Origin of the sequence: Achromobacter sp. (assembly GCF_050285585.1) — a bacterium.
Classification (GTDB): domain Bacteria; phylum Pseudomonadota; class Gammaproteobacteria; order Burkholderiales; family Burkholderiaceae_B; genus Achromobacter.
On sequence record NZ_JBLZXF010000003.1, the window covers coordinates 1 to 13,058 of the forward strand.

A 13,058-nucleotide genomic window follows, 5' to 3' on the forward strand; every position below is an offset into this window, starting at 1 on the left:
CCGGCGGCGACCGGCGCCAGGACTTCGTGCTTCGACGCCGTGCGTTCCGCCGCCTTGTGCACCATCGTATAGGCATAATCCACGCCCATGCCATAGGCGCCCGAATGTTCCTTGACGATCTGCATGACCGCGTCATAGGAATCGCGGCGCGCCCAGTCGCGCTGCCATTCCAGCATCACCTGCTGCCAGGTGACGGGCACGACGCCGGCCTGCACCATGCGCTGCATGGCGTAGTCGTGCGCTTCCTTGGACGTTCCGCCCGAGGCGTCGGCCACCATGTAGATCTCGTAGCCGCCCTGGTCCATGGCTTCGAGCGCGAAGCTGTTGTTGCAGACTTCCGTCCACAGGCCCGCCACGACGACCTTCTTGCGGCCGGCGGCCTTCAGCGCATCGCGCACCTTCTGGTCGTCCCAGGAATTCATCGACGTGCGTTCCAGCAGCTTCTGGCCGGGGAAAACGTCCAGCAGCTCGGGATAAGTATGGCCGGAGAAGCTCTCGGTCTCCACCGTCGTGATGATCGCGGGAATGCCGAAAACCTTGGCGGCCTTGGCCAGCGCCACGGTGTTGTTCTTCAGCGCCTGCCGGTCTATCGACTGCACCCCGAAAGCCATTTGCGGCTGATGGTCGATGAAAATGATCTGGCAGTTGTGCGGCGTCAGCAGTTCGAGTTTCGGGTTGGACATGGAAGGCTCCTTGGTCGAGCGGGTTGTGGCGAGGAATCGCCGTGAATGCCGGGTGGCCCGGCTGCCCATGGCGGCCCGTCAGGCGGCGGGCGGACCGTCCGGCCCGCCGTCCTTGCCCTGCGCGCGGGAAGGCAGTCCGGTGATTTTCGGAGCGCATTCGCTGCGGAACCAGGAGACGGATACCGGCTCCCGGTGAACGACGCGCTTTGCGATGGGGACGAGCTGCTCGCCGATCAGCATGCCGAGCAGGCCGACGAGCGCGATGGCCGGCGGCGCGGGCGATCGCACATGGATGAGCCCGTAGATCACGCCGACGAGCACGCCGGCGCCCAGCGATATCAGATACATAGCGGGCTCCCCACCATCAGTTGCAACGATGGGTACTTTCCCGCAGTTCCCGGGACGGCGCTAGAACGGCCGTCTCGTGGAATTTGTATTTCCGTCTCGGCGACGGGCCCGCTAGTTCTTGACCATGGACCGCGGCAGGTTGATCAGGAAATCGGCCAGGCCCTTGGCGCCTTGGGCCAGGCTTATGTGGCGCATCATCATCCGGTGCGCGCGCTCCGGATCGTTCGCCAGAATCGCCTCCAGCAATTCGCCGTGCTGCTCGTACGAGGCCCGCACCCTCCCTACCGCGCTGAATGCATGGCGCAGGTAGGCGCCCGTGCGGGCGCGCAGGCTGAGGAGTTCTTGCCGCAGGTATGGATTGCGGCAGCCATGGTAGAGCACCTCGTGGAACGCGTGATTGGCCTCGCGCCAGCCCTCGGCGTCATCCGCCTCGACCAGCGCCGCCGCCTCGCGATGGATGCGCGCCAGCTCCTGCCGCTCGTCGTCGGACATGCGCTGGCAGGCCATGCGCGTACACACGCCTTCCATCTCGGCCATCAGCTCCCAGATGGCCAGCAGTTCCTGCACGTCCATTCTTGCCACTTCCATGCCGTTGCGCGGCTGGCTCTCGAGCATGCCCTGCACCTTCAGCTGGATCAGCGCCTCTCGCACCGGCGTGCGCGACACGCCGAAGCGCGCGGCGAGTTCCTGCTCGTCGATCGCGTCACCGGGCTTCAGGACGCCGGCGCGGATGTCCTCCTCGACGGCCAGGCGGATGCGTTCACTGACTTTCATGGTTTTCACGTATAAAAATTCTATTGCTCTAAATTATCCCTTGTCCTATAAATATATTTATACGCGGTTAAATAATACAAGCAAGGGGAAGGAATGCCTATTCCTGACAGAGCTGAACCGTTGCAGGACGACAAGGCCGGTTTGCCGCCCTTGGCCTTGGGCCTGCGGGAACTCCTTGCGCTGCAAGGCATCCCGGCAAGCGACGCGCAAGTGCGCGGCGTCGCCAAGACTCTCGCCCGCCTCGCGCCCCCGGCGCGCCGGCAGGAGCCGGGGCAATGACCCCGGCCGGCCTGCCCGACGGCATCGCGCAGCTGCGCGCCGCCCTGCGCAGCGGCGAGGTCGGCCTGCGGGACGCCTTGTCGCGGCAACACGCGGCGTTCGCCGCGGACACCCGCCACAGCGCCGCCGCCGTATTCGACACGCCTGCGGAACTGCCCGATCCTGCACTGCCGCTGGCTGGCGTTGGCCTTGCCCACAAGGACATCTTCCAACTGCCGGGCCGGGCTCCCGGCCGCGGCACGGATCCCGCGGCGGCGCCAGCCCGCCCGGCCGGCGCCGCCGCCACGCTGATCCGGCGCCTGGCAGCCGCCGGCAGCAAGCCGCTGGCCGCGCTGGTCATGGCGGAACATGCCTGCGGAGCGACCGGCGAAAACCCCCACTACGCCTTGCCGGTGAATCCGATCGACGCCCAGGCCGCCGTGGGCGGCTCCTCCAGCGGATCGGCGGTCGCCGTGGCGGCGGGCTTGTGCTATGGCTCGCTGGGAACGGACACCGCGGGTTCCGTGCGCATTCCGGCGGCCACCTGCGGCGTCCTCGGATTCAAGCCCGCCAGAGGGTTGCTGCCCGCGCACGGCATCGCGCCGCTGGCGCCCAGCCTCGATACGGCGGGGATCCTCGCCCGCAGCGCGGCGGACGCCGCTCTCATCCTCGAAACCCTGGTTGCCCCGGCCCAGGCGCGGCGGCTTTTTCCGCAAGGCGCGAACGCCTGGGCGCGCGAGTCCGCAACGGCGGCATGGCGAATCGCGACCTGTTGGGAACATCCGAATCCCGCCGTATCGCTGGATGCCGGGATTGGACGGGCCTTGCAGGAAGTCGTGGACGGCCTGCCCCCGGGTTCACGGCAAATCCCCGTGACGCTTGAGGGCCTGCCGGTCTGGAGCCGGCTCGCGGACACGCTGCTGCATGCCGAAACCGCGGCGACCCACCAGGCCGCGCTGCGCGGGGAAGCGCCGGCGCTGACGCCCCTTACCCGCGGCGTGGCGCTGGCGGGCGCCGCGCTGCCAGCCGTCTGGTACCTCGACGCGCAGCGCCAGCGCAGCGCGCACGCCCGCCAGTTCATCTCTCAGGCGCTGGGCCGCGCCGATCTGCTGCTGACGCCGGCCCTGCCCCGCGGCGTGCCGGACTGGCGGCAGGTCCTGACCGGCGCGGGCACGTTCGAACCGCGCCGCCTGCTGGATCTGTTCTGCTGGATGTCTTTCGTCAATTACCTGGATCTGCCCGCGGTCGTCTTTCCCATCGGGCTGGACGCGCGCAAGCGGCCCATCAGCGTCCAGGCCGTCGCCCGCCCCGGGCAGGAAGCCCGGCTGCTGGCGTTCGCCCGCCACGTGGAGCAGGCGCGCCCGCACGCCGCTTCTTTTCTTCCCTCACCTCCTTGAAGCCGAGACCATGCCACAACTCTCCGCCTCGCCAGCCTTGCGGCGCTTCCGTGTGCTAGACCTCTCCCGCGTGCGGGCCGGCCCCACCTGCGTGCGCATGCTCGCCGATTTCGGCGCGGACGTGATCCGGATAGAACCGCCGCCCGGCGTCGATCCCAACGAGGCAATGTTCGCGGCCGACCGCTGGAGCGGGGACTTCCAGAATCTGAACCGCAACAAGCGCTCGCTGACCCTGAACCTGAAGACGCCGGAGGGCCTGGAGGTATTCAAGCGCCTCGCGGCTGGCGCCGACGTGGTGGTCGAGAACTGGCGCCCCGACGTCAAGCAGCGCCTGGGCGTCGACTACGAATCGCTGCGCCGGATCAACCCCAGGCTGATCCTCGCCAGCATCTCGGGATTCGGCCAGAGCGGCCCCTATGCGCGCCGGCCGGGCTTCGACCAGATCATCCAGGGCATGGGCGGGCTGATGTCGGTCACCGGCCTGCCTGGCCAGGGGCCGGTGCGCGCCGGCCTGGCCGTCGCGGATTCCAGCACGGGCCTGTATGCCGCGCTGGGCATCCTGACCGCGCTGCTGGAACGCGAACAGTCCGGCGAAGGCCAGTGGGTCCACGCCTCGCTGCTGCACTCGCAGATCGCCATGATGGATTTCCAGGCGGCCCGCTACCTGAACGACGGCGACGTTCCCCGCCAGGAAGGCAACGACCACCCGACCAGCAGTCCCATGGGACTGTTCCACGCCAAGGACGGCATGTTCAACCTGGGCGCCGCCGGCGAGGGCAACTGGAAGCGCTTTTGCGCCGCGCTCGAACGCCACGACTGGGAGTCGGACCCGGAATTCGCCACCGAGAAGCTGCGAGTGGCCAACCGCCAGCGTTTGAACCGTGAAATCCAGGCCATGTTCCTGAACGGGGAGGTGGACCATTGGGTGACGTTGCTGAATGAGGCCGGGGTGCCGGCCGGTCCCGTCTACTCCGTGCCGCAGATGTTCGAAGACCCGCAAGTGAAGCACCTGCAGGCCGCCCGCAGCTGCCCGGCGTGGCAAGGCGGCGAACGCACATTGATCACGCAGCCGGTCACCCTGGCCCGCACCCCCGCCGACATCGCGCGCACCGCCCCGGGCTGGGGCGAACATACCGAGGAAATCCTGCTCGAAGCCGGCTACGCTGACGCGGATATCGAACGGCTGCGCGAAGCCCGCGCCATCTGACGCACTGCGGAGTTTTCCATGACCCAGACCTCTCCTCCCGCCCCCGGCCGCCTTGACGTCGTCTTCGACGGCGGCATCGCGCGTATCCGCATCGTGAACCCCGCGCGCTACAACGCCATGTCGCTCGCGATGTGGGAAGACCTGGCGAGCGCCGTGCAGGCAGCGGGCGCCCGGGAAGGCGCGCGCGCGCTCGTGCTGGAGGGCGACGGAGACCGTGCCTTCGTGTCCGGCGCAGACATCTCCGAATTCGGCGCCCAGCGCAAGGACCCCGGGCAGATCGCCCGCTACGACGCCGCGGTCGCCGGCGCCATGCAGGCCTTGAGCGCCTGCCCCCTGCCGGTGATCGCCGCGGTGCGCGGCATCTGCATGGGCGGCGGCATGGCGCTGGCGCTGGCCTGCGACCTGCGCTATTGCACCCTGGGCTCGCGCTTCCGGATGCCGGCGGGGCGGCTCGGGCTCGGTTACTCGATGGAAGGCCTCAAGCGCATGCGCGACGTGTTGGGCACGGCTCGCACGGCCGATCTGTTCATGACGGCCAGGATCGTGGACGGCGCGGAAGCCGCCCGCATCGGCCTGGTGCAGGAAGCCTACGCCGACGAGGAATTCTCCCAGTCCGTGGCGCGGCGCATCGAGGAGGTGGCGGGCAATGCGCCGCTCACCCTGCGCGCCGCCAAAATGGCCTTGCGCCACCTGGCGGCCGACCCCTCCGCGCCTGCCGCGCAGGAAGTGGACGCAGCCGTCCGCGCCTGCTTTTTCAGCCGCGACTACCAGGAAGGCCAATTGGCCTTCCGGGAGAAGAGGCCGCCCGCATTCACCGGAAACTGAGCGCCGTCCGGCTCGATTTCCTCCTGGCGCGGCGCCGCCGCGCCGCCCGCAGTGTTTATCAAGCAACAAGGGGAAAATGCATGAAAACGCTCTACAGGATGACCCTAGCCGGCGCGCTGTGCGCGGCCGCCTCGGCCAGCCACGCGGTTGGCCCCCGCCCGGCGCCGGCGCCCCAGAAGCAGGTGCTGACGGTCGGCTATGTCAAGGTCGGCCATCTCTCTCCCATCATCTTCGTCGCCGATGACCTGAAGGCCTGCAACGTGGAGGTCAAGCCCGTCGAATTCGTCCGTTATGCCGACGCGCGCACCGCCCTGCTGTCGGGATCGGTGGACGTGTCCGGCATCGGACCCGCCGACCTGGCCATCGCGCTCGCCCAGGGCAGCCAGAAGCTGGTCGGCCTGTCCGGCGTCGCGTCCTCGCCCAAATACCTGGTGACGCGCAAGGGCGTCAAGATGGATGACTGGAAGGACCTCGCCGGCAAGCGCATCGGCATCGCCCCGGGATCGGCCGTCTGGTTCCAGTGGGCGGCCATGCTGGCCGAGAAGGGCGTGCCGTACAACACCTTCACCGCGGTGAACATCCAGGGCGGCGGCACCGCATTCGTGCAATCGCTGCAGCGGGGAGACGTCGACGCGGTCGCCCTGTGGGAGCCGTTCGAATCCCAGTTGGTCGCCGATGGCACCGCCTTTTTCGCCAAGAACCTCGAATACAGCCAGAGCAAGGCGGTGGGCGCGGAACTGGGGCTGCTCGCCAGCACGCGCGACGCGCTGCGCGACAAGCGCGAGGCGGTCAAGTGCTTCCTGTGGGCCTACAAGAACGCCGAGGAAAGGCTCGCCAAGGATCCCGAGGCATTCGCCGAAGCGTATTCCAAGTACACCGGGCTGCCCCTGAACGTCACCCGCGAATCGGCCAAGCTGATCAAGCTGGGCGGGGTGCTGGACCTGGAGCAATTGCGCCGCCAGGCCAAGACCTTCAACGAACTGGGCGTCATTCCGAAAGACGTGAGCGGGCAGATCGACACGGTATGGGATGAAGGGCTCCTCAAGGAAGTCATGTGATTGGGCGGCTTGCGCGGCGGTCTTCCCGGCCGCCGCAAGCCAAGGAGATGCTGGTGAACGCTTCAACACTGAAATGCGCAACGCCGATCCGCCGCTCCCGCCGCGCCATCGGCCAGGCCGGGCTGGGGCTCGCCGTTCCCGTCCTCATTCTCATCGTCTGGCAATGGGTGGGGCAGTCCCCCGATATGGCGGGCGTGGTTCCCACCCCCGTCCAGGTTGCGCGCGCCTGGTATGCCTGGATCTTCGCCCCCCCGGGGATGGGACTGAATCCCTACCAGGGCACCTGGGCAAGCAACGTGCAGTACTCGGCCCTGCGCGTGATCCAGGGTTTCGTCCTGGCCATGCTGCTGGGCATCCCCCTGGGCCTGGCCATAGGCTGGAGCCGCTTGGTTTCGCAGACGCTGGACCCGCTGATACAGGGCCTGCGGCCGATCCCCATCACGGCCTGGCTTCCCTTCTCCATCGCGCTGTTCGGCATCCGCGACATGGGCTCGATCTTCCTGATCTTCCTGGGCGGCTTCTACGCCATCGTCGTCAACACCACGCAAGGCGCGCGCGACGTCGACCGCAACCTGGTGCGCGCCGCGCGGATGATGGGCGCCTCTTCGGCCCAATTGCTGCGCCGGGTCGTGTTGCCCGCCGCGATGCCCGCCATCTTCACCGGCCTGCGCATCGGCCTGGGCATCTCCTGGACGGCCGTGATCGTCTCTGAAATGGTGGCCGTGAAATCCGGCCTGGGCTACGTGCTGTGGGACGCCTATTACGTGGGCCGCATGGACATCGTGCTGGCGGACATGGTTTCCATCGGCCTGATGGGCTTTCTCAGCGACCGCCTGATCGTCATCATCGAACGCCGGATTCTGGTCTGGCGCATGTTGCAGAATCATTGAGGGTGCCATGTCCGACATATCCGTCACCAACTTGAGCAAGACCTATCCGGGAGCGACCCCGGTGCAAGCGCTGGACGGCATCGACCTGCACGTGCAGGCGGGAGAGTTCGTCGCGCTGCTCGGGCCGTCCGGCTGCGGCAAGTCCACCCTGCTGAACCTGATCGCCGGCTTCGAGTCGCCGACGGCGGGCGGCCTGACCGTCGACAGCCAGCCGGTGACGCGCCCGGGCCCCGAGCGCGGCGTCGTATTCCAGGAAGCCGCGCTGTTCCCCTGGCTGAACGTATGGGAGAACGTCGTATTCGGTCCGAAGATCGCCGGCCAGTCCAAGGCCGAATATGCCGGCCGCGCGGAAGAGATGCTGCGCATCACCGGGCTGTCGGCGTTCACCCGGCACCTGCCCATCCAGCTTTCGGGCGGCATGCGCCAGCGCGTAGGCATCGCGCGCGTGCTCACTTTGGGATCCAAGGTGCTGCTGATGGACGAACCGTTCGGCGCGCTGGACGCGCAAACTCGGCTCACCATGCAGGAGCTGCTGCTTTCCGTATGGCAGACGCTGCGGACCACGGTCGTTTTCGTCACGCACGACATCGACGAGGCGATCCTGCTGGCCGACACGATCTACGTCATGTCCGCCCGCCCGGGCCGCATCGCCACGCGCATCACGGTGCCCATCGAGCGCCCCCGCTCGCTCGACCTGATCACCGGAGAGGCGTTCAATGGGCTCAAGCGCGACATCCTCAAGCAAATGCGGCACTGACCTCCAGGATCCACCATGGCAACGCCCCGTATCCCCTACGCATTTTCCGCCGACCCACCCGCTCTTGCCGCGCCCGGGCAAGGCAGGATCATGGTGCACCTGGTCATCAACGTCGAACACTGGCCATTCGACCAGCCCATGCCGCGCACCATCATCACCCCGCCTCACGGGCGCGAGACCGTGCCGGACGTGCCGAACTTCAGCTGGGCGGAATACGGGATGCGCGCCGGCCTGCCGCGCATGCTCGCCGCCATCCAGTCGCGCGGCCTGCCCGCCTCCACCAGCTGCAACGCCAGCGTGATCGATGCCTATCCGCGGGCCGCCGAGGCCATGCTTGCCGCGGGCTGGGAATTCATCGGGCACGGCATGCACCAGAAGTCCTTGAACCAGGCCGACGGCGAAGCCGGACTCATCAGCGCGTGCCTCGAGAAACTGCGCGCCTTCACCGGGCGCCTCCCCCGCGGCTGGCTCAGCCCCGGCCTGCGCGAAACGCCGGACACGCCGGACCTGCTTGCCGACGCCGGCGTCGAGTACGTGTGCGATTGGGTGCTGGACGACCTGCCCAACTGGATGCGCGTCAAGCGCGGTGCGCTGATCCAGATGCCCTACAACCTGGAGCTGAACGATTCGATCATCTATGCCATCGAAAAGCACTCCTCCCCCGAGTTCCTGCTGCGGCTGACGCGCACGCTGGCGCTGTTCGAACGCGAGTGCGAAACCCAGCCCAGGGTGCTCGCGCTCGGCCTGCACCCGCACCTGATGGGGGTTCCTCACCGCTTTGGCTACTTCGAGGAAATGCTGGACCTGCTGGCGCGCCATCCCAAGGTCGACTTCATGACCGGCAGCCAGATCGCCGACTGGTTCAAGCAACGCCGGCCCCTTCCTCTTTCCGCTCCCGAACTGCCATGACCATCGCCACCACGCATGACGGATACCGCCTGCATCTGGAGGAAACCGGGCAGGGTTCGCCCGTTGTGTTCGTCCACGAATTCGCGGGCGATCACGAAAGCTGGGAGCCCCAGCTGCGGGCCTTCGCGCGCCGCCACCGCTGCATCGTCTACGCCGCCCGTGGCTACCCGCCTTCCGACGTGCCGTCCGACCCCGCCGCCTATTCGCAGGAAAACGCCGTCCGGGACCTGGGCGCGGTGCTGGCCGCCTGCGGCATCGACCGGGCCCACATCGTCGGGCTGTCGATGGGCGGCTTCGCCGCCCTGCATTTCGGGCTGACCCATCCGGAACGTGTCCGTTCCCTCACAATCGCCGGGGTCGGCTATGGCGCGCTCGCGTCCGGCCATGCCGCGTTTCGCGAGGCCTCGCTGCAGGCGGCCGAACGCTTCGAGACGTTGGGCAGCGCCTGCTACGGGCCGATCTATGCCGCCGGCCCCGCGCGCGTCCAGTACCAGAACAAGGACCCGCGCGGCTGGCGGGCATTCGCCGACGCCCTCGGCCGGCATGACGCCACCGGCGCCGCGCTGACCCTGCGCGGCGTGCAGGCGGCGCGCCCCGCCCTCGATACGCTGGCCGGGCCGCTCGGCGCGCTGGCGGCTCCCGCGCTCATCATCGCGGGCGACGAAGACGACCATGCCCTGGAGCCGGCCCTGTTCCTCAAGCGCACCCTGCCCGCCAGCGGCCTGCTCGTGCTGCCCAAGACGGGGCACACGCTGAACCTGGAGGAACCCGAGGCGTTCAACCGGGCGGTGCTGGACTTCATCGCCGCCGTCGAGGCCGGCAGCTGGACGGCGCGCGATCCGCGCGCCAGCGGCGAAGTCATGAAGCTCTCATGAGCCTCGTCGGCGAACTCGCGCGGATCTGCCTGCGCCCCGCGTCGGCCGCCGACCGCGGACGCGCCGCGCTGCACGTGGCCGCCTGGACCGGCGCCGCGGCCCTCGGCGCCGCCACGCCCCAGGCCCAGACGCTGCGCGCGGGGTATTCGCTGCCCGGCAATGACCCCGCCGACGCGTGGGCCGAGCTGTTGCACGACGCCTCGCTGGGCTGCATGCACGAGCTGGATGATTTCCATCGCGAAGCGCTGGTGCATCCCGGGCCGGTGGTCATCCCCGCCGTACTGTGCCTCGCCCGCCGCCGGGCCTCCAGCGGCGCCGCCGCGCTTCTCGCCATCTTGCGGGGCTACGAGGCCATGATAAGGATCGGAGAATCCGCGGGCCCCGGCCATTACGAGCGATGGCACAACACCTCGTCCTGCGGGGCGGCGGGCGCCGCCGCCGCGGCCGCGAGCCTGCTCGGACTGGACGCCGCGCAGACCGCCCACGCGCTCGCGCTGGCCATCACGCAGTCCTCGGGCCTGTGGCAGATCCGCCTGGATCCCTGCGACGCCAAACCCTGGCACATGGCCCGCGCATCGCAGACGGGCGTCCAGGCGGCGCTGCTGGCTTTGGCGGGCATGCGCGGCCCGGCCCGCGCGCTGGAAGGAGAGAAAGGCTTTTACGCCGCCACCTGCCCGGATCCGCGGCCGGAGCGGATAGGCGCCGACCCGGACGGCCCATGGAAAATCCACCGGACCACCTTCAAGCCCTGGGCGGCTTGCCGCCATGCCCATCCCGCCATCGACGCCGCGCTGGCGCTGAGAAGCGCCTGGCGCGCCCAGGCTGGCTGGCGCGACCTGCCAACCGGAGACATTCGCTCGATCCGCGTGGAAAGCTATGACGACGCCCTCGCATTCTGCGATCGCGCGCAGCCGGCATCCCCGCTGGAAGCCCGCTTCAGCCTGCAACATGCCGTCGCCGTTGCCCTGTCCAAGGGCTGGCCCGACATCGAGGATTTCTCGGACGGCGCCATCGCGGACCCCGGGTACGCGCGCTTGCGGTCCCTGACCCGCGCCACGCCGGACGCAGCCTGCTCGGCGCGGTATCCCCGCCATTTCGGCGCCGCCGTGACGGTGTCGCTCAGGAATGGCCGCGATTTGCGGCAAGCGGTTCGGGACGCGCTCGGCGACCCGGAGCGCGCGTTGCGTGCGGATCAGGTGCTGGACATATCCCGGCGCCTGATGATCTCGGCCGGATGGTCCCCCGCCCAGGCACGCCGGCGCCTGGAGGCCATCATGGAACTGGATTCCCCGGCTGGCCTGGACAGCCTCGAACTCAGGCCGCTGCGGCCAACCGCAGCACCGCATGGACCGCCCCAAGCCGCGGCGCGCGCGCAATATAAATAAATCGCGTTTTCCGGCGTTAATCGAAACAAGGCGGGCAAACGCGTTTTCAAACTCGCGTTCCGTCTTCGCCCGGATAACGCCGAAACACCGGCCTGCCCGCGCCCTCCGACGGCGCGCAGATCCCTACCCCAGGCACGCCATTTGACGGAATAAACCGACGGCCGAGGCGCACGGAATCGACATCCGCGCGCACGGCGCGCAACCGGATATATTTCAACAAAATAAGACTAAAAGCATCCACAAATTGCTAATAATGTAATATTGTGATTAAATGTGAGCAAAATACTAAATACGTTCACGTTTATTAACAAATAGTATTATCCGGCGGAGAAGCGATGAAGTGGGCTGCTGTTGCAGGCTTGGCTCTGGTGTTGGCGGGTTGCGCCAATCCCCAAGCGCGTAAGGATTTTTCACGGGATCTGGCGGCCGGAAACCTGCCTGCGGCCACCAGTAGCGCGGTCCTGGCCGCCGGCCCGCAGGACGCTCCGCCCACCGATCTCCCCTGGGCCCTGGAAGCCGGGGCCCTGCTGCGGCACAGCGGCTTGTCCGAGCGTTCCACGCAGATGCTGGACGGCGCCGAAGAGCTCATGAAGGACGACGACACGCGCAATATCGCGGCCAGCGCCGGCAACCATGCGCTGTCGCTCGTGGCCAACGACAACGTTCTGCCCTATGCGCCGGCCGTGTACGACACGGTCATGCTCAATACCTACAAGGCCTTGAATTTCTGGCAGCAGGGCGATTACGCAAATGCCCGCGTCGAATGGAACCGCAGCGACGATCGCCAGCGCCGCGCCGCCGAGTACTTCGAAGCGGAAATCGCCAAGCAGCGCGATGAAGTGAAAGAAGGCGAAAACGCCGACCTGGTGAATCGCAGCATGTCCGGCACGGACGAAGCCCTGCTCAAGGCCGGCGTCGACCTGTCCCAGTGGGCGCCTTATGCCGGTTATGTGAACCCGGCGGCGCTCTACCTGCACGGCCTGTACTTCCTGTTCAACGGCGAAGAACCGTCCGACCTCGACAAGGCGCGCAAGAGCCTGGAACGGGCGTACGCGCTCACCAAGAACACACAGGTCAAGATCGACATGGCCGCGGCCCAGCGCAAGGGCGGCAAGCTCAAGCCCGCGGTCTGGGTCGTGTTCGAAAACGGCACGGCGGCGCACAAGGAACAGCTGCGGGTCGACCTGCCCCTTTTCCTGGTGAGCGGCAACGTCAAGTACACCGGCATCGCGCTGCCCGTCATGCGCGATGGCACGCCCGCCTATCCGTACCTGACCGTCGGCCGCCAGCAGACGCAGATGCTGGCCGACATGGACACCATCATCCGCGGCGAGTTCAAGACCCGGTTCAATGCGATCCTCATCAAGGAAATCGTGCGCGCCACGGCCAAGACCGTGCTGCAGAAGCAGTTGAACGATTCCAGCCCGCTTCTGGGCACGCTGGCCGCGATCGCCCAGGCGGCTTCGACGCAGGCCGACCTGCGTTCGTGGTCCACGCTGCCGCACAACTTCCAGCTGATGAGCGTGCCCTATCCCCAGTCGAACCAGCTGACGCTGGGCGTCCCCGGCCACGAGGACATCGTGGTCGACCTGCCCCAGGAAAAAAGGCCGGTTGTCGTGTACGTGCGTGCGATCAATGCCGCCACGCCGCCTCGCGTCGACATCCTCGCTTCCAAATAACGATCTACAAGGA

14 protein-coding genes are annotated in these 13,058 nt (G+C 67.8%); 11 read left to right on the forward strand and 3 right to left on the reverse strand.

Going from position 1 to position 13,058, the window contains the following annotated elements:
- The 3 genes from ACN6PJ_RS05495 to ACN6PJ_RS05505 form a co-directional block, all read right to left on the reverse strand.
- The coding region (locus ACN6PJ_RS05495; protein ID WP_427994887.1) for a hydrolase at positions 1 to 683 on the reverse strand (683 nt) is incomplete at its 3' end.
- 78 nt (positions 684 to 761) lie between these two features.
- A complete protein-coding gene (locus ACN6PJ_RS05500) occupies positions 762 to 1,031 on the reverse strand; it encodes a XapX domain-containing protein (protein WP_427994888.1) in 270 nt (89 codons plus the stop codon).
- Between the two features lie 111 nt (positions 1,032 to 1,142).
- A complete protein-coding gene (locus tag ACN6PJ_RS05505; protein ID WP_427994889.1) occupies positions 1,143 to 1,805 on the reverse strand; it encodes a GntR family transcriptional regulator in 663 nt (220 codons plus the stop codon).
- Between the two features lie 93 nt (positions 1,806 to 1,898).
- Between ACN6PJ_RS05505 and ACN6PJ_RS05510 the strand changes: the two genes are divergently transcribed.
- From ACN6PJ_RS05510 to ACN6PJ_RS05560, 11 genes are all read left to right on the forward strand, one after another.
- Positions 1,899 to 2,084, forward strand: a complete 186-nt coding sequence (locus ACN6PJ_RS05510) for a hypothetical protein (RefSeq protein WP_427994890.1) — start codon at positions 1,899 to 1,901, stop codon at positions 2,082 to 2,084.
- Entirely contained in the window at positions 2,081 to 3,460 is a 1,380-nt protein-coding gene (locus ACN6PJ_RS05515; protein ID WP_427994891.1) for an amidase, read from the forward strand. The genes ACN6PJ_RS05510 and ACN6PJ_RS05515 overlap by 4 nt, the downstream gene beginning before the upstream one ends.
- A gap of 10 nt (positions 3,461 to 3,470) precedes the next feature.
- Entirely contained in the window at positions 3,471 to 4,667 is a 1,197-nt protein-coding gene (locus ACN6PJ_RS05520) for a CaiB/BaiF CoA transferase family protein (RefSeq protein WP_427994892.1), read from the forward strand.
- Between the two features lie 18 nt (positions 4,668 to 4,685).
- Positions 4,686 to 5,492 (forward strand): enoyl-CoA hydratase, encoded by an 807-nt coding sequence (locus ACN6PJ_RS05525; protein WP_427994893.1) that lies wholly within the window; start codon positions 4,686 to 4,688, stop codon positions 5,490 to 5,492.
- Between the two features lie 80 nt (positions 5,493 to 5,572).
- Positions 5,573 to 6,550: an ABC transporter substrate-binding protein gene (locus ACN6PJ_RS05530; protein ID WP_427994894.1), complete on the forward strand. Its 978-nt coding sequence runs from the start codon at positions 5,573 to 5,575 to the stop codon at positions 6,548 to 6,550.
- A 47-nt stretch (positions 6,551 to 6,597) separates the two neighbouring features.
- Entirely contained in the window at positions 6,598 to 7,440 is an 843-nt protein-coding gene (locus ACN6PJ_RS05535) for an ABC transporter permease (protein WP_427994895.1), read from the forward strand.
- A 7-nt stretch (positions 7,441 to 7,447) separates the two neighbouring features.
- The gene (locus ACN6PJ_RS05540; protein WP_427994896.1) at positions 7,448 to 8,197 is read left to right on the forward strand and encodes an ABC transporter ATP-binding protein; all 750 of its coding nucleotides are present in this window, start codon (positions 7,448 to 7,450) and stop codon (positions 8,195 to 8,197) included.
- Positions 8,198 to 8,212: 15 nt separating this feature from the next.
- Positions 8,213 to 9,106 carry a polysaccharide deacetylase family protein gene (locus tag ACN6PJ_RS05545; RefSeq protein WP_427994897.1) on the forward strand — a complete coding sequence of 298 codons (894 nt, stop codon included), beginning with the start codon at positions 8,213 to 8,215 and terminating at the stop codon, positions 9,104 to 9,106.
- The gene (locus ACN6PJ_RS05550; RefSeq protein WP_427994898.1) at positions 9,103 to 9,981 is read left to right on the forward strand and encodes an alpha/beta fold hydrolase; all 879 of its coding nucleotides are present in this window, start codon (positions 9,103 to 9,105) and stop codon (positions 9,979 to 9,981) included. The genes ACN6PJ_RS05545 and ACN6PJ_RS05550 overlap by 4 nt, the downstream gene beginning before the upstream one ends.
- A complete protein-coding gene (locus tag ACN6PJ_RS05555) occupies positions 9,978 to 11,366 on the forward strand; it encodes an MmgE/PrpD family protein (RefSeq protein WP_427994899.1) in 1,389 nt (462 codons plus the stop codon). Before ACN6PJ_RS05550 ends, ACN6PJ_RS05555 begins: the two co-directional genes overlap by 4 nt.
- A 335-nt stretch (positions 11,367 to 11,701) precedes the next feature.
- Positions 11,702 to 13,045: a COG3014 family protein gene (locus tag ACN6PJ_RS05560; protein ID WP_427994900.1), complete on the forward strand. Its 1,344-nt coding sequence runs from the start codon at positions 11,702 to 11,704 to the stop codon at positions 13,043 to 13,045.
- Positions 13,046 to 13,058: the final 13 nt, after the last annotated feature.